This is a genomic window from Streptomyces sp. NBC_01481, assembly GCF_026339995.1.
Classification (GTDB): Bacteria; Actinomycetota; Actinomycetes; order Streptomycetales; family Streptomycetaceae; genus Streptomyces.
In genome coordinates this window covers 1,791,137-1,811,443 of record NZ_JAPEPT010000001.1, presented here as the reverse complement: position 1 = coordinate 1,811,443, position 20,307 = coordinate 1,791,137, and the positions used below count along the sequence as shown (strand labels likewise).

23 protein-coding genes are annotated in these 20,307 nt (G+C 71.2%); 8 read left to right on the top strand and 15 right to left on the bottom strand.

Features of this window, described 5'->3' with window-relative positions:
• The first annotated feature begins 228 nt into the window (after positions 1-228).
• A complete protein-coding gene (locus tag OOK40_RS08345) occupies positions 229-1,761 on the top strand; it encodes a S8 family serine peptidase (protein WP_266477847.1) in 1,533 nt (510 codons plus the stop codon).
• Between the two features lie 58 nt (positions 1,762-1,819).
• Here the strand turns inward: OOK40_RS08345 and OOK40_RS08340 are convergent, their stop codons facing one another.
• The 8 genes from OOK40_RS08340 to OOK40_RS08305 all read right to left on the bottom strand — a co-directional run bounded on the left by OOK40_RS08340 (position 1,820) and on the right by OOK40_RS08305 (position 9,529).
• Entirely contained in the window at positions 1,820-2,878 is a 1,059-nt protein-coding gene (locus OOK40_RS08340; protein ID WP_266477845.1) for a zinc-dependent alcohol dehydrogenase family protein, read from the bottom strand.
• A gap of 18 nt (positions 2,879-2,896) precedes the next feature.
• Positions 2,897-3,562 carry a lysoplasmalogenase gene (locus OOK40_RS08335; protein ID WP_266479005.1) on the bottom strand — a complete coding sequence of 222 codons (666 nt, stop codon included), beginning with the start codon at positions 3,560-3,562 and terminating at the stop codon, positions 2,897-2,899.
• Between the two features lie 29 nt (positions 3,563-3,591).
• Complete coding sequence (locus OOK40_RS08330; RefSeq protein ID WP_266477843.1) at positions 3,592-4,476, bottom strand: sterol desaturase family protein; 885 nt, start codon at positions 4,474-4,476, stop codon at positions 3,592-3,594.
• Between the two features lie 104 nt (positions 4,477-4,580).
• Complete coding sequence (locus OOK40_RS08325; RefSeq protein ID WP_266477841.1) at positions 4,581-5,291, bottom strand: VIT family protein; 711 nt, start codon at positions 5,289-5,291, stop codon at positions 4,581-4,583.
• Between the two features lie 24 nt (positions 5,292-5,315).
• Complete coding sequence (locus OOK40_RS08320) at positions 5,316-6,551, bottom strand: amidohydrolase family protein (protein ID WP_266477839.1); 1,236 nt, start codon at positions 6,549-6,551, stop codon at positions 5,316-5,318.
• Complete coding sequence (locus OOK40_RS08315; protein ID WP_266477837.1) at positions 6,548-7,837, bottom strand: amidohydrolase family protein; 1,290 nt, start codon at positions 7,835-7,837, stop codon at positions 6,548-6,550. The genes OOK40_RS08320 and OOK40_RS08315 overlap by 4 nt, the downstream gene beginning before the upstream one ends.
• 10 nt (positions 7,838-7,847) lie before the next feature.
• Positions 7,848-8,732 (bottom strand): SDR family NAD(P)-dependent oxidoreductase, encoded by an 885-nt coding sequence (locus tag OOK40_RS08310; protein ID WP_266477831.1) that lies wholly within the window; start codon positions 8,730-8,732, stop codon positions 7,848-7,850.
• Positions 8,732-9,529, bottom strand: coding sequence for an acetoacetate decarboxylase family protein (locus OOK40_RS08305; protein ID WP_266477829.1), 798 nt, complete (start codon positions 9,527-9,529; stop codon positions 8,732-8,734). The genes OOK40_RS08310 and OOK40_RS08305 overlap by 1 nt, the downstream gene beginning before the upstream one ends.
• Positions 9,530-9,622: 93 nt before the next feature.
• Here OOK40_RS08305 and OOK40_RS08300 point away from each other — a divergent pair, with 93 nt between their 5' ends.
• From OOK40_RS08300 to OOK40_RS08275, 6 genes are all read left to right on the top strand, one after another.
• Positions 9,623-10,243: a TetR/AcrR family transcriptional regulator gene (locus tag OOK40_RS08300; protein ID WP_266477827.1), complete on the top strand. Its 621-nt coding sequence runs from the start codon at positions 9,623-9,625 to the stop codon at positions 10,241-10,243.
• Between the two features lie 350 nt (positions 10,244-10,593).
• Positions 10,594-11,586, top strand: a complete 993-nt coding sequence (locus OOK40_RS08295; protein WP_266477825.1) for a DEDDh family exonuclease — start codon at positions 10,594-10,596, stop codon at positions 11,584-11,586.
• A 64-nt stretch (positions 11,587-11,650) separates the two neighbouring features.
• Positions 11,651-11,884, top strand: a complete 234-nt coding sequence (locus OOK40_RS08290) for a hypothetical protein (RefSeq protein ID WP_124002417.1) — start codon at positions 11,651-11,653, stop codon at positions 11,882-11,884.
• Positions 11,885-12,016: 132 nt separating this feature from the next.
• Positions 12,017-12,805: an SURF1 family protein gene (locus tag OOK40_RS08285; protein WP_266477821.1), complete on the top strand. Its 789-nt coding sequence runs from the start codon at positions 12,017-12,019 to the stop codon at positions 12,803-12,805.
• A 71-nt stretch (positions 12,806-12,876) separates the two neighbouring features.
• Positions 12,877-14,661 (top strand): glycoside hydrolase family 15 protein, encoded by a 1,785-nt coding sequence (locus OOK40_RS08280; RefSeq protein WP_266477819.1) that lies wholly within the window; start codon positions 12,877-12,879, stop codon positions 14,659-14,661.
• 4 nt (positions 14,662-14,665) lie between these two features.
• Positions 14,666-15,421, top strand: coding sequence for an SDR family oxidoreductase (locus OOK40_RS08275; RefSeq protein ID WP_266477817.1), 756 nt, complete (start codon positions 14,666-14,668; stop codon positions 15,419-15,421).
• Positions 15,422-15,970: 549 nt separating this feature from the next.
• On the opposite strand, the gene amaP is transcribed toward OOK40_RS08275, so the two are convergent.
• Genes amaP through OOK40_RS08250 form a run of 5 tightly spaced genes read right to left on the bottom strand, consistent with a single transcriptional unit; the run spans position 15,971 to position 18,242 of the window.
• Entirely contained in the window at positions 15,971-16,549 is a 579-nt protein-coding gene (amaP, locus tag OOK40_RS08270; RefSeq protein WP_266477815.1) for an alkaline shock response membrane anchor protein AmaP, read from the bottom strand.
• Between the two features lie 6 nt (positions 16,550-16,555).
• Complete coding sequence (locus OOK40_RS08265; RefSeq protein WP_266477813.1) at positions 16,556-17,194, bottom strand: DUF6286 domain-containing protein; 639 nt, start codon at positions 17,192-17,194, stop codon at positions 16,556-16,558.
• Positions 17,191-17,538 (bottom strand): hypothetical protein, encoded by a 348-nt coding sequence (locus tag OOK40_RS08260; RefSeq protein ID WP_266477811.1) that lies wholly within the window; start codon positions 17,536-17,538, stop codon positions 17,191-17,193. The genes OOK40_RS08265 and OOK40_RS08260 overlap by 4 nt, the downstream gene beginning before the upstream one ends.
• Before the next feature lie 6 nt (positions 17,539-17,544).
• A complete protein-coding gene (locus OOK40_RS08255) occupies positions 17,545-17,736 on the bottom strand; it encodes a hypothetical protein (protein ID WP_266477809.1) in 192 nt (63 codons plus the stop codon).
• An 11-nt stretch (positions 17,737-17,747) separates the two neighbouring features.
• Positions 17,748-18,242 carry an Asp23/Gls24 family envelope stress response protein gene (locus OOK40_RS08250; RefSeq protein ID WP_266477807.1) on the bottom strand — a complete coding sequence of 165 codons (495 nt, stop codon included), beginning with the start codon at positions 18,240-18,242 and terminating at the stop codon, positions 17,748-17,750.
• 92 nt (positions 18,243-18,334) lie between these two features.
• Here OOK40_RS08250 and OOK40_RS08245 point away from each other — a divergent pair, with 92 nt between their 5' ends.
• Positions 18,335-19,000, top strand: coding sequence for a hypothetical protein (locus OOK40_RS08245; protein ID WP_266477805.1), 666 nt, complete (start codon positions 18,335-18,337; stop codon positions 18,998-19,000).
• 49 nt (positions 19,001-19,049) lie between these two features.
• Here OOK40_RS08245 and OOK40_RS08240 read toward each other — a convergent pair whose 3' ends face one another.
• Entirely contained in the window at positions 19,050-19,841 is a 792-nt protein-coding gene (locus tag OOK40_RS08240; RefSeq protein WP_266477803.1) for an enoyl-CoA hydratase/isomerase family protein, read from the bottom strand.
• 128 nt (positions 19,842-19,969) lie between these two features.
• Positions 19,970-20,188, bottom strand: coding sequence for a helix-turn-helix domain-containing protein (locus tag OOK40_RS08235; protein ID WP_019060653.1), 219 nt, complete (start codon positions 20,186-20,188; stop codon positions 19,970-19,972).
• Between the last annotated feature and the right edge of the window lie 119 nt (positions 20,189-20,307).

Genomic DNA, 20,307 nt, shown 5'->3' with positions numbered 1-20,307 from the left:
TTGGACATGGGGACCTCACTGGTCGGGGGTGCTTTTGATGTTGCTCCACCCCCTGACAACGGCACGGAGAGCACGCCGAGCCGGTTCAACATCGGCCTCTTTCTTCCCGCTTTCTTCCTGAACTCATTGATGGCGGCACATGATCGGCGATAGCTTCGCTCGTCATGTACCCGCTCATTCGCAACAGGGGTGTCTGGGCGGGTTTGTCACGGATGATGAGGAGAACCCATGGCTCATCTGGGATCCAGACGGCGGCGCGCACTCGCTCTGCCCGCAGGTCTGGCGCTCACGGCCTCGCTCGGTTTCCTTCCTGCGGGAGCCGCCTCGGCCGCCCCGGCGGACGAGGTCCCCGCCGCGGTCGTGACCGACGGCCCGAAGCTGTCATACGTCGTGAACGTCAAGGGCGGGCACCACGCCGCCACATCGGTGAAGAAGGCGATAGCCAAGGCCGGCGGCACGGTGGTGATCGCCTATGACCAGATAGGCGTCATCGTCGTCCACTCGCAGAACGCCGACTTCGCCAAGACGATCCGTCAGGTCCGGGGCGTGGCCTCGGCGGGCGCGACGCGCACCGCGCCGATCGCCCCCGTGAGCGACACGGCGATCGACTCCGAGCGCCCGCTGACGGCCGACGAGGCGAAGACCGCGGCCGCGCAGGCGGACGCCGGTCAGGACCCGCTCGAGCCGCTTCAGTGGGACCTGCCCGCCATCAAGGCGGACAAGGCACACGAGAAGACGCTGGGCAGCAAGAAGGTCACGGTCGCGGTCATCGACACGGGTGTCGACGACACCCACCCCGATCTCGCGCCGAACTTCGACGTCGCGGCGTCCGCCAACTGTGTGAGCGGCAAGCCCGACACGACTCCCGGCTCCTGGCGGCCGGCCGCCAACGAGAGCGACCACGGCACGCATGTCGCGGGCACGATAGCCGCGGCCAAGAACGGCGTCGGCATCACGGGTGTCGCCCCGGGCGTCAAGGTCTCCGGCATCAAGGTGTCGACCACGGACGGCTTCTTCTACACCGAGGCCGTCGTCTGCGGCTTCGTGTGGGCCGCCGAGCACGGCGTCGACGTGACCAACAACAGCTACTACACCGACCCGTGGCTGTTCAACTGCAAGAACGACCTCGACCAGGGCGCTCTCGTCGAGGCGCACCGCCGGGCCATCGGCTACGCGGAGCACAAGGGCGTGGTGAACGTCGCCGCGGCCGGCAACTCCAAGATGGACCTCGCCGCCGACGAGCTCACCGACACGACGAGCCCGAACGACACCACCCCGGGCACGCGGGTCATCAACCCCCGTGAGTGCCTGGACATTCCGACCCAGATTCCCGGGGTCGTCACCGTCTCGGCGCTGGGTGCGAAGAACCTGAAGTCCTCGTACTCCAACTACGGTCTCGGCGTCATCGACATCTCCGCCCCCGGCGGTGACTCGACCGCCTTCCAGAAGCCGGACGCGCCGGCCGTCGACGGCCGGATCCTGTCCACGCTGCCGGGCGGCAAGTACGGCTACAAGGCCGGTACGTCGATGGCCTCGCCGCATGTCGCAGGCGTCGTCGCGCTCATCAAGTCGCAGCACCCGCACGCTTCGGCGGCCGCGGTGAAGGCCCTGCTGTACGCGGAGGCGGACGACACGGCCTGCACGAACCCGTACGACATCAACGGGGACGGCACCATCGACGCGGTGTGCGAGGGCGGCACCCGCAAGAACAGCTTCTACGGCACCGGTGTCGCGGACGCGCTGGACGCGGTTCGCCGCTGACGGCTGAGGAGTTCAGGGGGCCGGACGCGCGGGTCGCGTCCGGCCTCTCCGCGCTGTGTCACGGCTTGATGAGGACCTTCAGCGCGGTGCGCTCGTCCATCGCCCGGTAGCCCGCGGGGACACCGTCGAGGCCGACCGACAGGTCGAAGACCGGCGACGGGTCGATCGTGCCGTCCAGTATGTCGGGCAGCAGCTCGGGGATGTACGCGCGCACGGGGGCGACGCCGCCGCGCAGGGCGATGTTCCGGTCGAACATGACGCCCAAATCGAGGCCGGTGCCGCTGCCGTGGGGCACGCCGACATAGCCGATCGCGCCGCCGTCGCGGGCGATCCCGACGGCCGTACGCATCGACTGCTCGGTGCCGACGGCCTCGATGACGGCATGCGCGCCCTGTCCGCCGGTCAGTTCACGGACGGCCGCGACGGCCGCGTCGCCGCGCTCGGCGACGACATCGGTGGCGCCGAAGGTCCGGGCGATGTCGGTACGCGCCTCGTGGCGGCCGAGCGCGATGATCCGCTCGGCGCCGAGCCGCTTGGCGGCCAGCACTCCGCACAGGCCGACCGCGCCGTCGCCGACGACCGCGACGGTGGAGCCCTTGGTGACTCCCGCGCCGATGGCGGCGTGGTGCCCGGTGCCCATGACGTCGGAGAGCGCGAGCAGCGCGGTCAGCAGCCGGTCGTCGGACGCGGCGTCCGCGGGGAGCTTGACGAGGGTGCCGTCGGCGAAGGGAACGCGTACGGCCTCGCCCTGGCCGCCGTCGGACGCCTGGCCCCCGGCGTCGATCGAGCCCCAGAAGCCGCCCTGCGGGCAGGAGGTCTGCAGGCCGTCGGCGCAGTACTCGCAGCTGCCGTCGGACCAGACGAACGGAGCGACGACCAGATCGCCGGGCTCGAAGCCGGTGACCGCGGAACCGGCCTCCTCGACGACGCCCAGGAACTCGTGGCCGATCCGCTGCCCCGGCTTTCGGGCCGACTCACCCCGGTACGCCCACAGGTCGCTGCCGCAGATACAGGCGCGCAGGACGCGCAGGACCACATCGGTCGGCTGCTGGATCGCGGGGTCGGGCACCTCCTCCACGCGGATGTCGTGCGGGGCGTGGATGACGGTGGCGCGCATGGGGCAGGTCCTTGCTGATCAGACTGTGGGACGTGGAACGGGCCTTTCACGGTACGCCTGTGCGAGCAGTACCTGTGCGCCGAGATACGTCAGCATGATCCAGAAGTCGGGGCGCGGCAGCTGTGGCCAGTCGGCGACACCGGTGGCGATGAGCATGTCGGAGAGCAGGAAGAGCGCCCCGCCCAGCCCGACCAGGAGCCCGAGCCGCGACGAGCGGTAGGCCATGGCGGTGAGCAGCACGCTGTATCCGGCGACCGGAATGCGCAGCTCGGCCGGAAGGTCCGGCCAGAGCGCGGCAACGGCGGCGACCAGTGCGATGCCGTAGCCGATGCCCAGCCCGGGGTGGGTACGTCCCCGCCCGAAGAGCAGCAGGTAGCAGACGTGCCCGGCCGCGAAGCACCCCATACCGAGAAGGAAGGCGATGTCGGCCGAGGCCAGCAGGAACACGTCTCCGCCCCAGCCGCAGAGCAGCGCGGCGACCAGCAGCCGCCGCCCGCCCCGCGCGTACACATGGCCCGCGAGCAGCGGCATGAGAAGGGGTTTGGCGACCTGGTGACCGGCCTCGGCGCCTGCGAGGAGGGAGCCGAGGTCGACGGCGACGGCAAGGCCGAAGGCGATGAGCAGGACACGGGAGAGCGCCTCGCGGCCCGAGCGGGATTCCGGGGCCGCCTGCCGGCGGGCCAGGTCGCGGGCGCCGACGCCTTCCGGTGTGCTCACGTGGCCGGCTCCGCGGCCGTTTCCGCCACCGGTGCGACAGCCGGCCGCGTGGCGGCGGGCTGCCAGCCGGGCCCGCGGAAGACGCGCCCGGCCCGCTCGCGCCAGGTGCTCGCCGCCCGTACGTCCCTCGCGATGGCCGCGTACTCGTGTGTCGCGACCCGCAGCGGGTTGTACGTCTCGATGTTCTTGGTGAGCCCGAAGACGGGCCGTTCGGTCTCCGGCGCGAAGGATCCGAAGAGCCGGTCCCACACGATGAGGATCCCGCCGAAGTTCCGGTCCAGGTAACCGCCTTGGGAGGCGTGGTGGACCCGGTGGTGGGAGGGCGTGTTCAGTACGTACTCGAAGGGCCGCGGCAGTCTGTCGATCCGCTCGGTGTGCACCCAGAACTGGTAGACGAGGTTGGCCGACGAGCAGAAGGCGAGCGCGGCGGGATGCACTCCGCACGCGATGAGCGGCAGATAGAACGGCCAGACGGTCAGGCTCGTCCAGGGCTGGCGCAGCGCGGTGCTGAGGTTGAACTTCCGGCTGGAGTGGTGGACGACATGGCAGGCCCACAGGATCCGGATGACGTGGTGGCCCCGGTGGGACCAGTAGTAGAAGAAGTCCTGCACGAGCAGCATCAGCAGTACGGTCCACCACAGGACGGGGACGCGGGCCGGGGTGAGCTCGTACACCGCGGTGTAGATCGCGACGATGGGGATCTTCCAGAGGAAGTCGAAGCCGAGACTGCCGAGCCCCATACCGATGCTGGTGGCGGCGTCCTTGGTCTCGTAGCCTGCGGCGTCCTCGTCGGGATGGATCCGGTAGCTCACGATCTCCAGGACGGTGAGCAGCACGAACGCGGGTATCGACCACAGCACGGCATCGGGCAGGTTCGGCATGCGAGCACCGTAGAGGCGGGGCGGGGCTACGGCTAGATGTTGCTACCGACAAGTATGTGAGACCACCTGTCAGCTGTGGTTGGTGACTTCTGCCAAGGCGCCGCTCAAACCCCCACCGCGCCGAGCACCGATCCCGCGCCATAGGTGACCGCCATCGCCAGCGCTCCCCCGCCCACGTTCCGCAGCACCGCGGGCCCTGCCGATGCCGCGCCCAGGCGGGCGCTCCACCAGCCCGTGAGGGTCAGGGCCGCGAGAACCGAGAGGACCGTGACCGGCAGGCGCAGCCACGCGGGCGGAAGCACGATCGCCAGCAGGGGCAGCAGCGCGCCCACCGTGAACGCCAGGAAGCTCGCTCCGGCCGCATGCCACGGGTTGGCCAGCTCGTCCGGGTCGATGCCGAGCTCCACGCGAGCGTGGGCGCGCAGGGCGTCGCGTTCGGTGAGCTGCTCGGCGGCCTCGCGGGCCACGACCTGCGACAGGCCGCGGGCCACCAACAGGCCGGTCAGTTCCTCCAGTTCCTCCTCCGGCCGCTCCCGCAGCTCGCGCCGTTCCACGGCCAGGGCCGCCTTCTCGGAGTCGCGCTGGGTGGAGACGGAGACGTACTCGCCGGCCGCCATGGACATCGATCCGGCAAGCAGTCCCGTGAGGCCGGCCGTGAGGAGGGTGGCGCGCGAGTCGGTGGCGCCTGCCACGCCGACGACGATGCCCGCGGTGGACACGACGCCGTCGTTGGCGCCGAGGACCGCGGCACGCAGCCAGTTGAGGCGCGCGCCGAGAGCCCCGCCGTGGGCTTCGTCGTGCGGTGTGTCGGTCACCACGGGAGGGTCTCACCCTCCCTCTCACCAGACGCGCACCGACCCGCCCCGGGCGAACGCGGGGCTGGTCGCCGCCGCCGGGATCTCGGTCAGGGGCTCCGCGATCTCCTCGACCGTCGGGCCGACCTTGGCCGCGATGGTGTCGAGGACACCGAGGTCGAAGCCGTAGACCCGGGCGGCGTTGCCGCCGGTCATCGCCGCGACCTCGTTCCTCTCCAGCCCCGCGTAGGCGATGCGGAGACCTTCGCGGGAGTAGGGCGTGGTGCCTTCGTCGTGCGGATAGTCACAGCCCCACATGATCTTGTCGAGGCCGATCCGGTCGCGCAGCGGCACTTCGTGCGGGCGCATGAAGCTCGCGCCGACGAAGCAGTTCTCGCGCCAGACCTCGCTCGGGCCCCTGCCCATCGAAGCGGCAAGCCCCGCGCCGAACTTGGACTCCGCGGTGGCGGCCCTCGTTGCTGCGGCCACCAGGCGCGCGTGGTAATAGTCCAGCATGTCGAGCACGCCCGGGATCCAGCCCGAGCCCTGTTCGGTGAGGACCAGCTTCAGCTCCGGGTGGCGGCGGAAGGCCCCGCCGAAGATCAGATGCCACAGGGCCCGGTGCGAGAACCATGTTGTCTCCACCATGAACACCGCGCGGGCCGCCGGTTCTTCACCCAGCGGCGGGGACGCCGAGCCGCCGTGGTGGTTGACGGGTACGCCGAGCTCGTCGCAGACCGCCCAGATCGGGTCGTACGTCTGCGAGTACAGCTCGGGAAGGCCCGAACCGGGTGGTGTGCCCGGCAGCAGGATCCCGCCGGTGAGGCCCGCCCGGCTCGTGCGGCGGATCTCGCGGACCGCCTCGTCGACGTCGTTGAGCAGGATCTGTGCCACGCCCGCCCGCCGCCCGGGCGCCGCCGCGCAGAAGTCGGCGAGCCAGCGGTTGTGGGCGCGCAGCCCGGCCCAGCGCTGTTCGTACTCCTCCCGCGTGGGCGCCGGGGCCATCAGCGAGGCGCTGGGGAAGAACGGAGGAATGGTGTTGGGGAAGACGACCTCGGCGACGATGCCGTCGGCCTCCAGCTCCCTGAGGCGGCGCTCCGAATTCCAGTTGCGGTCGGCGGTGTCGGCGAGCAGATCCTCGTACGGATTGACGTACGTGGCAGCCCACGCGTCGAAGTCGTCGTGGTACCTCTTCTCCAGATACGGCTTGTAGTCGAGGAGATCGGCCCCGGCGTGGCAGTCGGCCGAGATGACGGTGTAGCGGTCGGCTCCGTCTCTCATGACGAGACCCCCAGAACAGGGAAGTCGTGCTCGGTCAGCCAGTGGCGGCCCACCTCCCGTGACCTCGCCCAGGATGCCTCGACGGCCGACTGGTCCTCGGACTGGCCCAGTTCGGCCGGGGTCGGGCCGATGCGCCGGGCGACCGGGGCGAGCCGTTCGGTGTCGAAGCCGAAGACGTCCGCGGCGGCCTGGCCCAGCATGCGGCGGGTCTCGGCGACGGGGATGTCGTGGAAGGTTTTCGCCAGCCACGCGCGCGTGTCGGGCCAGGTGCCCTCGGGGTGCGGGAAGTCGCTGCCCCAGAGGATGTTGTCGACGCCGATCTCGTAGCGCTGGGCGAGTTCGCGCCGCTTGGTGTTGGTGGCGCAGATGAAGATCTGCCGGTCGAGATACTCGCTCGGCGGCCGCTTCAGCTCGGCGAAGGGCGAGAGCTTCTTGCCGCCGTGCGCGCCGAGATAGAGCCGGTCCATGAACCACAGCTGGTTGGGAAGCCACCAGCAGCCGGACTCGGCGACGCCGAACTTCAGGCCGGGATGGCGCTCGAAGACGCCGGACCAGAGCAGGAACCACAGCGGCCGCGCGGGCCACCAGGTGACCTCGGAGACATAGATGCCGAGGTGGTCGCCGTACTCGTGGCGCGGTGCCGCGCCGGAGTGGGTGACCACCGGCATCCCGCTCTCTGCGGCGGCCGCCCACACCGGGTCGTAACGCCGGTCGTGGTACGGCTCCTTGTCGACCCACATCGAGGGGATCATCAGCGCGCCGAGCCCGGACTCCTTGGCCCGGTGGATCTCGGCGACGACCTTCGCGGGCTCCGCCGTGATGGGCAGCAGGGCGACCCCGCAGTGGCGCTCGGGGTTCTGGCCGACGAATTCGGCGAGCCAGCGGTTGTGCGCCCGCGCACCCGCCATGCCGAGTTCGGGGTCCTGGTCGCCGCTCAGGCCGAGCCCCACTCCGAAGGGCGCGGCGGTCTGGCTGTCGACGGCGTCCGCGTCCGGGAAGACGACCTCGGCCGCCACTCCGTCGCCGTCGAGCTCCTTGAGCCGCTGGGCGGTGTCCCAACCACCCTTGACGCCTTCCTCGTTGTCGCTGAACCACTTGTCGGCGAAGGCTTCGTTGCGTACACCGAGCCGGGTCATCTCCTCGCGGCGGCGGCCCTGCCCGGCGAGGAAGTCGTCGAAGTCCCGGTGGAAGCGGGACTCCAGATAGGGCCGGTACCGCTCGGTCGGCAGTCCGGCGTGGCAGTCGGAGGAAATGATCAGGTACGGGTCTGACCTTGGCTCTGACATCAGGTGTCCCTCAGTCGAGAATGAAGCTTTCCGGGTACGACGGGTCCGCGCGGTCGAGCATCGACTGCGACCTGGCGCGGATCTGCCGGTCGCTGTGCTCGCTCGCGGGCAGCATCCAGAAACGGTCCGCGCGGATCGAGTCCACGACGAAGTCGGCGACCTCCTCGACCGGGGTGAATCTCACCTCGTGGCCGGCCTCCTTCATCGCCCTCTCCCACTGGTCCAGGCTCCGGTACGGCGTCTTGCGCGGACGCTCCTTCGCGTACCGCCGGGGCCTGTTGCGGTGCGACTCCCACAGTCCGGTGCGCAGCATGTGCGGCCCCGGGAACAGGACGGACGCGCCCACGCGCGCGTGCTCCGCCTTCAGATGCGCGTACAGCGACTCCGTCATCGTCACCACCGCCGACTTGGTGACCGCGTACACGGACGCGGTGGGCAGGGGCGCGATCCCGCCGTCGCCGGACGAGGTGTTGACGACATGGCCCGGCTCGCCGCTCGCGATCATGCGCGGCACGAAGGCCTGGATGCCGTGGAAGACACCCCAGACGTTGACGGCGAAGGCCCATTTCCAGTCGTTGGGCTCGTGCTCCCACATCCGGCCCTCGGCGCCGGAGCCGACCCCCGCGTTGTTGCACAGCAGATGGACGGCGCCGAAGGTCTCGTACGCGGCGTCGGCAAGCCCGAAGACGGAGGCGCGGTCCGCCACGTCGACGGTGTGGGCGAGCACCCGCGCCCCGTCCGCGATGAGTTCGTCCGCCGCCTTGTGCAGGGCCTGTTCCTCGACGTCCGCGAGGACGACCCCCAGCCCTTCGGCCGCGAACCGCCGCGCCATGGCGAGCCCGATGCCGCTCGCCGCGCCCGTGACGACGGCGACCTGTCCCTGCCTCAGCCGCATCAGGCGCTCCCCGCGGGGGGACCGTCGAGGATCTGCTGCGGGTCGTCGTAGCGCTGGTGGATGTAGGGCAGCAGCGCCTGGGCGCTCACCCGCTCGGCGACCCTGCCCCTTTGGTCGCTGGTCTTCTCGCCGATGGTGAGCTCGACGACACGGCGTACGGGCAGGTCCGCGACGGGGTCGTACATCGACTCGCGCAGCACCACATCGCCGGTGAATTTCTCCAGCTTGCGGAACTTCTCGTTGCGCGTGCAGTGCACGAGGACGGGGTCGGCGTCGAAGCCCTGTCCGTCGACCGCGGGCAGGAACTTGAAGTAGAAGTCGAGCTTCTGAGCCGGTTCGGGCAGCGGCAGCGGGCCGTCCACCGCTCCGCGCACCTCGACGAAGGCGATTCCGTGCCGGGCGAGCACGGCCCGTACGACCAGGCCGTCGCGTTCGACGCCGACCTCGCCCAGCTTCTTCGGCTCGCCGAAGACTTCCCGTCCGCCGATCAGCGCGCGCTCGTGGGTCATCGGCATGACGAGGGGGTACCAGCCCTCGCGCCCGTCGTGGAGCGCCGCGACGGCCACGGAGCCGGCGCCGAGGGGATATCCGGACAGGTCGACCTTGCTGATACTGGCCCGCACCAGGGGCCGTTCGGTGGGTTTGAGCGGCGGGGGAAGTACGGCCGCCACCGCGTCGGGGTCGCTCTCCCAGACCGCCACGACGCCGGTGGACCAGATGTCGGGAAGCCTGGAGCTGGATGCGCGGGCCGCGGAGATCTCCGCCTCGGTGCGTGCGCCGTACCGTACGCGTGCCATGTCGTACCGCCCTTCGTCAGTCGGCCTGTAACACAGTTACACCGAGGCCGATGAAGGGTAAAGAGCCGTGCACGTACCGGAATTGGGGGCACCATGCCGAGAACCGCGCTGACCCGCGAAGAGGTGCTCGAAGCCGCCGCCTCGCTCGTCAAGCAGCACGGCCCGGGGGCCCTCACCATGCGCAAGCTCGCCGCCGAGCTGGGCACGGCGGTCACCTCCATCTACTGGCACGTCGGCAATCGCGAGTCGCTGCTCGACGCACTGGTGGAGCGGACGGTCCAGGAGATGGGCGCGATCCGGCCCGCCGGCCGTACGCCCGCTCAGCGCATCGTCTCGGTCGCCCGGCGGCTGCGCCGTGAGCTGCGCGAGCGCCCCCATCTGATCGCGATGGTCCATGAACGGGGGCTCACGGAACGGATGTTCCTGCCCGCGCAGCAGGCGCTCGTCCACGAGGTGCACGCCGCGGGACTGCGCGGGGCGCGCGCCGCCGAGGCGGTGCGCGCCGTCCAGTTCCAGGTCGTCGGCTTCGTACTCGTCGAGCGCAACCGGGAACGCTCGCCGGTCCAGTCGCCCGGGGAGCAGGAGCTGTGGGACGCGCCGACGGCCGAGCACGACCCTGCGCTGGCCCGCGCGCTGGCGCGGCCCGCCGATCCGGAGAAGCTGTTCACCGCCTCCGCCAGGGCACTGGTGAGCGCGCTGCTAGGCCGTGTCTGACAAATCTCGCCTGGCGCGCGACGCCCGGCACGCACACTCGCTGCGTTGTCGGAGTCATCCAAGTACGTCCAGTACGAGGATGATCCTCCGCCTTGCGATTGCACGCACCGGACGCCGCGCACCCCGCCCTGCGGGCGGACGGCGCTATTTGTCAGACACGGCCTAGCGCCCGCGCGACACACGGTCAGGTGACACCTGGTCGGGCGACACGGAGCGTATCTCGCCTGCCGCCGGGGCCCGTTGGCGGCGGTGGCCAGGAACAGCGCACTGCCGGGCAGCTCGCCGCCGCGCCGGACCGGCGGGCCGGGCCCATCCAGAGTTGTCAGTGCGGGCCCGTATTCTCTGTGACCATGCTCGACGACCGTACAACCGCAGCTACAACGTGGCCGGCCGCGTATCCCCAGGGGTACGCGGTCGTCGACGTGGAGACCACCGGACTCGCTCGCGACGACCGGATAATCTCCGCTGCTGTGTACCGTCTCGACGCCCGGGGCAATGTCGAGGACCACTGGTACACCCTCGTCAACCCGGAACGTGATCCGGGTCCCGTGTGGATCCACGGTCTGACGAGCGATGTGCTGGAAGGCGCACCGCTGTTCGGTGATATCGCCGAGGAGTTCTCCGAACGGCTCGACGGCCGGGTCCTCGTCGCGCACAACGCCATCTTCGACTGGTCGATGATCTCCCGGGAGTACGCGCGCGCGAGCGCCACCGCCCCCACCCGGCAGCGGCTGTGCACCATCGCGCTCTCCAAGGAGCTGCGGCTGCCGCTGCCCAATCACAAGCTGGAGTCGCTCGCCGCGCACTTCGGAGTCGTACAGCAGCGGGCGCACCACGCCCTGGACGACGCACGCGTGCTGGCCGAGGCGTTCCGGCCGAGTCTGCACACCGCGGCGCGTGACGGGGTGCGGCTGCCGCTGCTCGAATGCCGTCCGCTGACCGAGTGGTCGGACTCGCCCGCGACCCCGCGGATCGGTTACCAGGCTTCGTACGGCCAGAGCGCGTATGGGCACAGCAGCTGGCGGCCCTCGCGCAAGCGCCCCGCCTGTCCCTACCCCAACCCGGGGCGGTACGAGGTGGGCGGGGCGCTCGTGCAGGGCATGCGGGTGGCCTTCTCCGGCGACACCTCCGTCGACCGCGAACTGCTGGAGGACCGGGCGATCGAGGCGGGCCTGCATGTCGCCACGAGCGTGTCCCGGCTGACGAGCCTTCTGGTGACCAACGATCCCGGGGCCGCGACGTCGAAGACGGTGAAGGCGAAGGCGTACGGCACACCGGTCATCGACGAGGCGGCCTTCACCCAGCTGTTGCGGGACGTGGCCCCGGCACCCGCATCGGAGTGAACCGGACGCGACTCGCCCGCCGCCCGCTCGCACCGCGGCCGCCTCGCGTCCCACCCTGTGGCGCATGGCACGTTGCGAGGTTTGCGGAAACGACTACGGCATGTCCTTCGAGGTGCACGCGCAGGGCGCGGTGCACGTCTTCGACTGCTTCTCCTGCGCCATTCACCGCATGGCGCCCATCTGTGAGCACTGCCGGGTCCAGATCATCGGGCAGGGCGTCGAGGTCGAGGGCCACTGGTACTGCGGCGGGCACTGCGCCCGCGCGGAGGGGAGGGCGGGCATCGTCGACAAGGTCTGACCCGGCTGCGCACGGGTCGTAGCGCACCACGCCGCGGCGCGACCTGCTCCGGTCCCCGCGACAGCGGGGTCGGCGTGCCCGGGCGGGACCCCCGCTCCGGGCCCCGGCGCCCCAGCGGGTACGGTCGAAGCCGTGTACCGCTTCCTGTTGTCCCGCCAGTGGGTGATCCTCACCCTCATCGGCCTCGTACTCATCCCCACGATGATCGAGCTGGGCTTCTGGCAGCTCCACCGGCATCAGCACCGGGTCGCGCAGAACACACTCATCGCGAAGAACCTCCGGGCGAAGCCCGTCCCCGTGACCGAGCTCACCTCCCCGGGGCACACCGTCCCGAGCGCCGACTACTGGCGCCGGGTCACCGCCACCGGCACCTTCGACACCGCGCACGAAGTCGTCGTACGCCGCCGCACCTCCGCCGACGAACGCATCGGCTTCCATATCCTGACCCCGCTGGTCCTCGCCGACGGCCGGGCGGTCCTGATCAACCGCGGCTGGATCCCGACCGCGGCCGACCAGAAGGCCTTCCCCTCCGTGCCGCCCGCCCCCAAGGGGACGGTGACGGTCACCGGCCGGCTCAAGGCCGACGAGACGACGAAGGCAAGCGGCATCAAGGACCTCGCCGGTCTGCCGCCCCGCCAGATCATGCTGATCAGCAGCGCTCAGCAGGCGAAGGCGCTGGGCCGCACCGTGCTCGGCGGCTATCTGGAGCAGACCGCGCCCGTTCCCGCGGGCACCAGCCCGGAACTGATCCCGGACCCCGACCACGACTCCATCGGCTCGCACATGGCGTACGCCGTCCAGTGGTGGCTGTTCACCGCGGCGGTACCCGTCGGCTGGGTGATTCTCGTACGCCGCGAGAAGCGCGACCGCGAGGCCGCCGCGGCACAAACGGCACCGGAGCCGGCCCCCGCGAACGCCTAGGGGGTGTCTTTCGGATCTTGCCGGGCTCCGCGGCTGCTTAATCACCGCGCTGGGCGGGAACACGCGAATGCGTGACCCTACGCATCGAGGACTACGCCCTCATCGGCGATCTCCAGACCGCCGCGCTGGTGGGCAACAACGGCTCCATCGACTGGCTGTGCCTGCCCCGCTTCGACTCCGGAGCCTGTTTCGCCGCGCTGCTCGGGAACAAGGACAACGGCCACTGGACCCTCGCGCCCAAGGGCGCGGGTCCCTGCACCCGCCGCGGCTACATCGGGGAATCGCTCGTCCTGGAGTCGGTGTGGGAGACGCGGACCGGCACGGTCAAGATCATCGACTTCATGCCGCAGCGCGACACGGCTCCTGATGTCATCCGCATCGTGGAGGGCGTCAGCGGCTCGGTCGAGATGAGCGGCACGCTGCGGCTGCGTTTCGACTACGGCTCCGTGGTGCCGTGGATGCGGCGGACGGACGGTCACCATCTGGCGGTCGCGGGCCCCGACTCCGTATGGGTGCGCAGCGAGCCGGACGTCAAGACCTGGGGGCAGGAGTTCAGCACCCGCACGTCATTCACGGTCGGCGAGGGTGAGTCGGTGGCGTTCGTCATGACCTGGCATCCCTCGAACGAGCCGCGGCCGACGCTCATCGATCCGTACGACGCGCTGGCCAGCAGCCTGGACGACTGGGCCGAATGGTCCCGGCGCTGCCGGAACGGGGGTCAGTACCGCGAGGCCGTGATCCGCTCGCTCATCACGCTGCGGGCGCTGACGTACGCCCCGACCGGCGGGATCGTCGCCGCGCCGACCACCTCCCTGCCGGAGGAGCTCGGCGGCGTACGCAACTGGGACTACCGCTACTGCTGGCTGCGCGATGCCACCCTCACGCTGGGCGCGCTGGTGATGGCGGGCTACCAGGAGGAAGCCGGGGCCTGGCGCGACTGGCTGCTGCGGGCGGTGGCCGGAGACCCGGCGGATCTGCAGATCATGTACGGGCTGTCGGGAGAGCGCCGGCTGCCCGAGACGGAGCTGGAGTGGCTGAGCGGCTACGCGGGCTCCGCGCCGGTCCGCACGGGCAACGAGGCGGTCAAACAGCTGCAGCTCGATGTGTACGGAGAGGTGCTCGACGCCCTCTTCGTGGCCCGGGAGGCGGGTCTGCCCGCGCAGCAGCACGCCTGGGAGCTGCAGCTCAGCCTGCTCGGCTTCCTGGAGTCCAAGTGGCGCGAGCCGGACGAGGGGCTGTGGGAAGTACGGGGCCCCCGGCGCCACTTCGTGCACTCCAAGGTGATGGCGTGGGTGGCGGCGGACCGTGCCGTACGCACGCTGGAGGGGCATCGTTCGCTGCACGGCGACGCGGACCGGTGGCGCACCATGCGCGACGAGGTGCACCGGGAGGTGTGCGAGAAGGGCTTCGACCCGGTGCGGAACACCTTCACGCAGTCCTACGGGTCCGTCGAACTCGACGCGGCCGCACTGCTGATCCCGCGGGTCGGCTTTCTTCCGCCGGACGATCCGAGGGTGATCGGGACGGTGGACGCGGTGCGCGAGGAGCTGGGGACGGGAGGTCTCGTACGCCGCTACAGCACCGACAGCCGGACGGTGGACGGGCTGCCAGGGGGCGAAGGGGCGTTTCTGGCCTGCTCGTTCTGGCTGGTCGACGCGTTGCGGCTGACGGGGCGGGTGAAGGAGGCGCGGGAGCTGTTCGAGCGGCTGCTCGCCCTGCGCAACGACGTCGGGCTGCTGGCCGAGGAGTACGACCCCGTGGCCGGGCGGCAGGTCGGGAACTTCCCGCAGGCGTTCAGCCATATCGGGCTGGTCGTCTCGGCCCTCGCGCTGGCCGGGGAGGAGACGGCAGGATAGGCCCATGGATCTTGGACTGAAGGACCGCGTCTATGTCGTCACGGGTGCGTCGCGGGGGCTGGGGAACGCGTCGGCGCGGGCGCTCGTGGCCGATGGCGCGAAGGTAGTCATCACCGGCCGCGACAAGCAGTCGGTCGCGGACGCGGCGGCCGGGCTGGGCCCGAACGCCATCGGCATCGCCGCGGACAATGCCGACCCGGCGGGCGCGGAACGCCTCGTCGCCGCGGCACGGGCACACTTCGGGCGCTTCGACGGCATCCTGATCAGCGTGGGCGGCCCGGCACCGGGCTTCGCCGCGGACAACACGGACGAGCAGTGGCTCACGGCGTTCGAGGCGGTGTTCCTGGGCGCGGTACGGCTGGCCCGCACGGCCGCCGCGGCGCTGGACGAGGGCGGCGTGATCGGCTTCGTCCTGTCCGCCTCCGTCCACGAACCGATCCCCGGCCTGACGATTTCCAACGGCCTCCGCCCGGGCCTCGCGGGCTTCGCGAAGTCTCTGGCGGACGAACTGGGCCCCCAGGGCATCCGGGTCGTCGGCCTGCTCCCCTCCCGCATCGACACGGACCGCGTCCGCGAACTCGACGCCCTGTCGGGCGACGCGGATGCGGCCCGCACGGCGAACGAGTCCCGCATCCCGCTGCGCCGCTACGGCACGCCGGAGGAGTTCGGCAACACGGCGGCGTTCCTGCTGTCACCGGCGGCGTCGTACCTGACGGGCGTCATGCTCCCGGTGGACGGCGGCGCCCGCCACGGCTTCTGACGGTCCGGCCTGCGCCGGGCGCCCCGCGCTTCACGCTGGAGGCCTGTCCCACCTACCCGCCCGATCACCGCGGTCCGCACGTGCGGGGTCGGGAGGTGCGCCGACGCCGCGGCCGCAGCGCTCGCTGCACCCGGCCTGCCCGTGGCGAGCCAGCAGTGAACGCTGCGGCTCCGAACAGCGCGCTCATCCGGGAGATGCCGCAGCCGTCGCCGCTGAAGGTGCCGGTGATCGGCGCCCGCGCTCGGCGCGGGCGGCCGTCCCACCCACCGCCCGATGCTGCGGTGCGCAAGCCTGGGTCGCGCGGTGGGCCGGCACCGCGGCCGCCGCGCTCGCGGCGCTCGCTGCAGCGCGGGCCTGCCCCCGAGGGCAGGTGGCGAGCTGGCCGACAATCCGCCCCTGCGGCGCCAAGCAGCCGTGCTCGGCCGGGACATGCCGTGCACCCGCGGCGCGAAGCTGCCGCCCCCACGCGGCGGAGCCGCATATGTCACAGCGGGAAGGGGCGGGGTGGGGGAAAGGCCCCGCGCAGCGGCCGGGGCGCCCGGCCACGCGTCAGCTCACCCGCTCCGCACCGTGCTTCGCCGCCCTCAGCCGTACCTCCGCCGGCAGCACCTCCAGCCCCGCCGAGTCCCTCGCGTGGCCCACCGCCTCCTCCGTCAGCCGCTGCAGCGACTCCTCGGGGGACGCGTGCGGTTCCAGCAGCAGCGCGACCCGCGCCGACGGCGTGCTGCGGCGGCCCGTCAGGGTGACGTGGGCGCGGGACACGCCCTCCAGGGACTCCGCCTCGCTCTCCAGGACGCCCTCCAGCGCCCGCCCCCGCAGCAGCGCGCCCTCCCCGTCGCCGCTGTCCACGAGCACCTCCGCCAGCCGGGCGCGCCGCAGTTGGGCGATCAGCCACCACAGGGCGAGCAGCACGATCACCGCGAGCGCGGCGATGACCACGGGCCACCACCAGCCCTCGTCACGCCAGCGGTAGCGGTCCGCTTCACTCAGCAGTACGTCGTTCGACCCGTCCCAGGGCCACCAGGACGGCACCGCCCATCCGGCCCCCGCCGCGAGCACCCCGCCGCCCACGCACAGCAGCACCAGACCCGCCAGAGCGAGCAGTACGCGATTGACGACCCCGAGCATCCGCCCTCACCTCTTCTTCGCCGACGGCCGGGCGACGTGCACGGTCAGAGCCGGCGGCCGAGCGAGGCCGAGTTCCTTGATGCCGGCGGCCAGCGCCACGTCCAGATCCGCCCGTACTTCGTCGAGTTCGCGGAAGTGTGAAAGGGCCCGCACGGAAGCCTTCGTGCGCCGCATCCGGACCCGTACGGACTGCACCCCGGAGATCTCCATCGCCCGGTCCCGCAGTACCAGCGCCGCCGCGTCCCGGTCGAGCCCCGCCCGTACGGAGGCGACGTCACGCCGCATCGGCAGCAGCGCCCGCAGTCCGGGCGTGACGGCGATGACGACGAGGCAGACGCCGAGGACCATCGCGGCCACCGCGACGGCCAGCACCCCCAGCTCGTCCAGCCGCCATTTCGCGAGGTCCGCCGCGAAAACCCGGCGCCAGTGCATGGCGGGCCGGTCGGCCCGTACCGCCGCGATGTCGTACAGCAGCAGTCCCGCGCCACTGAGCACCACGAGGGCCACAAGCCCGGCCGGGATCCTGCGCTCCGACCAGAAGCGCCCCGCCTTGCCTCCGTCGCCCTCGGTCTGCCCGGGAGAGTGATAGTCCGCAGCCGACGCCGACTGGTCCAGTTCGAGTACGGGCCGTACGGGTTCGCTCATCGGATCCTCCCCTGTGCCGCCCTGCGCGAGTGCACCGAGTGCAGCCGCTCGACCAGCACCGCGACCTCGGGCACATCCATCCCCGCCAACGCCTTTACCCGCTGTACGACTCGGTGACGCACGGCCCCGCACTGACCGCCGATGTCGGAGGGGTAGCCAAGCTCCAGGCTGACCCGGACCCGGGCCATGTCATGGTGCACCGTGACCGTGGCCCTGGGTGCCGTGCTGCCCTCCGGTACGACGTCGAGCGCTTCCCGCGCCGCCTGCGCGGCGATCTTCGCGACGACCCGGTCGGCGATCGCGGTCGCCCCGCGCTCGGCGGCTTCGACGCGGTCGGCGGCCACCGCGGCTCACCGCCGCCGGTCGCCGCGCTCGCGACCGCGGAAGAAGTCGCCGGGTTCGAGGTCGCCGTCCAGGAACCGGCCTGCCACGAAGCCGACCGCCCCCAGTGCGGCCACCAGCAGAAAGGCACCGAACCCGCCGAAGTATCCGGCGAAGCCGAGTGCCATGCCGGCGATCATGCCGGCCACAGCCATGCTCATCGTGGGCTCCTCTACTGGAGACGCTGCTCCGACTCTTCCTCTTCCTCATCGGGCAGCTTCACATCGCTGACCGCGATATTGACCTCGACGACCTCGAGTCCCGTCATGCGTTCCACCGCGGCGATGACGTTCTCGCGGACCGCGCGGGCGACTTCGGTGATGGAGACGCCGTAGTCGACGACGATCTCCAGGTCGAGGGCCGTCTGCACCTCGCCGACCTCGGCTTTCACACCGCGGGTGGCGCTGGACTTGCTGGTGCCCGGAACCCGGTCGCGGACGGCGCCGAAGGTGCGGGAGATGCCGCTGCCCATCGCATGGACTCCGAGGACATCGCGGGCGGCGAGTCCGGCGATCTTCTCGACGACGCCGTCGGCGATGGTGGTACGGCCACGGGACGCGGGATCGCCGCCGCCGCGCTTGGTCGTTGACGTCTTCCTGGGTTCGTCGCCCGAGCCCGACGGTTCATTGGGGTTCTCGGGCCGGTTCCGGTGAGCGGTGTCGGTCATCGCCGTGCGTCCTTTCCGGGCGGGTTGGACTCCGCTGTCCACATTAAGTGCGCTTGCCCACTCTCGCGCCGGGGATGCGGCACGCTGGAGCAATGACCACCGCTGATGCAGTACGGCGACGGCTCGGGCTCGGCAGGCTGCTTCCGCTGGGCGGGGCCGCGGACGGGGCGTGGCTGGCGGAACAGGCGGCCGACGCGGTGCTTCGGCGCGCCGCGGCCGAGGTGCTCGGGGTGGTTCCGGGCAGGCTTCGGCTGGCGCTCGCGGATCCCGCCTCGGCGGGCCTTCCGTCCGTACCGCCGCCGCCGAGCGCGCTGCCGCCGGGGCCGCTGCGTATCGAGGCGGATTTCGCGGCGATTGCATGGCAGCCGCTCCCGGTGACGGCGTCCCTGCTGCGTACGGCGCTGTTCACGGCCGCGGCGGACCTGCTGGATCTGAGGATCGCGGAAGTGGATCTGCGGGTGACGGACGTACTGGACGCCGCTCCGGAACCCCCGCAGGCCGCTCCCCCACCCGGGGTACAGCCCGCCGCCCCGAAGGATCCGGCGGGATGGGCCACGTCCGGGGCCCCAGGAGTGGCTCATCTGACGGCGACCCTGGGTGCGGCGGTGCATCTCGCCCCGGACCATGTCCGTGTCGAGGTGGCGACGGCGAGGGGTCACCGTCCGCTGGAGGTGGTCCGGGCGGTCCGCGAGGCGGTGACGGCCGCGCTCGCGGACGGCCGCCCGGTGTCGGTGCTGGTCACGGCCGTGGAGGCGTGACCGGGGCCGCGCCCACGGCGGACCGGGCGGGTCCGGCGGACCCTGCGGATCAGTCGCCGATGCCGGCCAGGTCGCGCAGTCGGCGCGCCTGCGCCGCCCGCTCGGCGGTGCGCTGTTCCTCGTAGGAGCGGCCGCTCACACCCTGCAGCAGCGCCTTGGTCTCGATCACCGCGTCCCGCGGCGCCGCGAGCAGTGCCGCCGCCAGGTCCCGTACCGCGCTGTCGAGCTCGTCACCGGGCACGACAAGGTTGGCCAGCCCGGTGCGCTCGGCTTCCTCGGCGTGGACGAAGCGGCCCGTGGCGCAGATCTCCAGCGCGCGGGCATAGCCGACGAGCGAGACGAGCGGGTGCGTGCCCGTGAGGTCGGGGACGAGCCCGAGGCTGGTCTCGCGCATGACGAACTGCACGTCCTGCGCGACGACCCGGAGGTCGCAGGCGAGGGCGAGCTGGAATCCGGCACCGATCGCATGACCCTGGACGGCCGCAATAGTGACGACGTCACTGCGGCGCCACCAGGTGAACGCCTCCTGGTACTCGGCGATGACCGCGTCGAGCTCCGCGTCGGAGCCGCGCGCGAGGTCGAGGAAGGACGGCTCGCCGTCGAAGCCCTCGGGCGTGAACGCCTGCCGGTCGAGCCCCGCGGAGAAGGACTTGCCCTCGCCGCGCAGCACCACGACCCGCACGTCGCCCGGCAATGACCGACCCGCCTGCGCCAACGCCCGCCACAGAGCGGGAGATTGGGCGTTGCGCTTGTCCGGGTTGGTCAGGGTCACCGTGGCAACCGCGTCCTCGACGGTGAGCCGTACGCCGTCCTTGTCGAGCACAGAGTCGAGCGAAGTCATGGGGCGCCTCCGGTTCGGGTGCAGTCACTGCATACGAAGTTAAGTGACTGCACAGTAACCACCCGGCCGACCCTGCGACCGACCGGGTGGCCACCGTGGAAACCGGTGGACCGGAGGAGCCTCGACGGTCAGGCCGAAGCTTTCTTGCCTCGCGTCGCTCCGCCGCGTCCCCGCAGCGTGACTCCGGACTCACTGAGCATCCGGTGGACGAATCCGTAGGAGCGGCCGGTCTCTTCGGCCAACGCCCGGATGCTCGCACCGGAGTCGTACTTCTTCTTCAGGTCTGCCGCGAGCTTGTCGCGCGCGGCGCCGGTTACCCGGCTGCCCTTCTTCAGAGTCTCGGCCACCCGTGCCTCCTCATGGGAAGTGCGCTCTGGACTCTCATGATCACCCCTCGGGGGCTTCCTGGCCACCCATTCGGCAAGGTCCGTACGACAAGCTTTGGCGTCCGATAAGAGGCCGACAC

Coding starts and splice junctions, on each gene's coding strand:
- OOK40_RS08345 (WP_266477847.1), top strand. CDS start 229: ATGGCTCATCTGGGATCCAGACGGCGGCGCGCACTCGCTCTGCCCGCA.
- OOK40_RS08340 (WP_266477845.1), bottom strand. CDS start 2,878: ATGCGCGCCACCGTCATCCACGCCCCGCACGACATCCGCGTGGAGGAG.
- OOK40_RS08330 (WP_266477843.1), bottom strand. CDS start 4,476: ATGCCGAACCTGCCCGATGCCGTGCTGTGGTCGATACCCGCGTTCGTG.
- OOK40_RS08320 (WP_266477839.1), bottom strand. CDS start 6,551: ATGAGAGACGGAGCCGACCGCTACACCGTCATCTCGGCCGACTGCCAC.
- OOK40_RS08315 (WP_266477837.1), bottom strand. CDS start 7,837: ATGTCAGAGCCAAGGTCAGACCCGTACCTGATCATTTCCTCCGACTGC.
- OOK40_RS08310 (WP_266477831.1), bottom strand. CDS start 8,732: ATGCGGCTGAGGCAGGGACAGGTCGCCGTCGTCACGGGCGCGGCGAGC.
- OOK40_RS08305 (WP_266477829.1), bottom strand. CDS start 9,529: ATGGCACGCGTACGGTACGGCGCACGCACCGAGGCGGAGATCTCCGCG.
- OOK40_RS08300 (WP_266477827.1), top strand. CDS start 9,623: ATGCCGAGAACCGCGCTGACCCGCGAAGAGGTGCTCGAAGCCGCCGCC.
- OOK40_RS08295 (WP_266477825.1), top strand. CDS start 10,594: ATGCTCGACGACCGTACAACCGCAGCTACAACGTGGCCGGCCGCGTAT.
- OOK40_RS08290 (WP_124002417.1), top strand. CDS start 11,651: ATGGCACGTTGCGAGGTTTGCGGAAACGACTACGGCATGTCCTTCGAG.
- OOK40_RS08275 (WP_266477817.1), top strand. CDS start 14,666: ATGGATCTTGGACTGAAGGACCGCGTCTATGTCGTCACGGGTGCGTCG.
- amaP (WP_266477815.1), bottom strand. CDS start 16,549: ATGCTCGGGGTCGTCAATCGCGTACTGCTCGCTCTGGCGGGTCTGGTG.
- OOK40_RS08265 (WP_266477813.1), bottom strand. CDS start 17,194: ATGAGCGAACCCGTACGGCCCGTACTCGAACTGGACCAGTCGGCGTCG.
- OOK40_RS08255 (WP_266477809.1), bottom strand. CDS start 17,736: ATGAGCATGGCTGTGGCCGGCATGATCGCCGGCATGGCACTCGGCTTC.
- OOK40_RS08250 (WP_266477807.1), bottom strand. CDS start 18,242: ATGACCGACACCGCTCACCGGAACCGGCCCGAGAACCCCAATGAACCG.
- OOK40_RS08245 (WP_266477805.1), top strand. CDS start 18,335: ATGACCACCGCTGATGCAGTACGGCGACGGCTCGGGCTCGGCAGGCTG.
- OOK40_RS08240 (WP_266477803.1), bottom strand. CDS start 19,841: ATGACTTCGCTCGACTCTGTGCTCGACAAGGACGGCGTACGGCTCACC.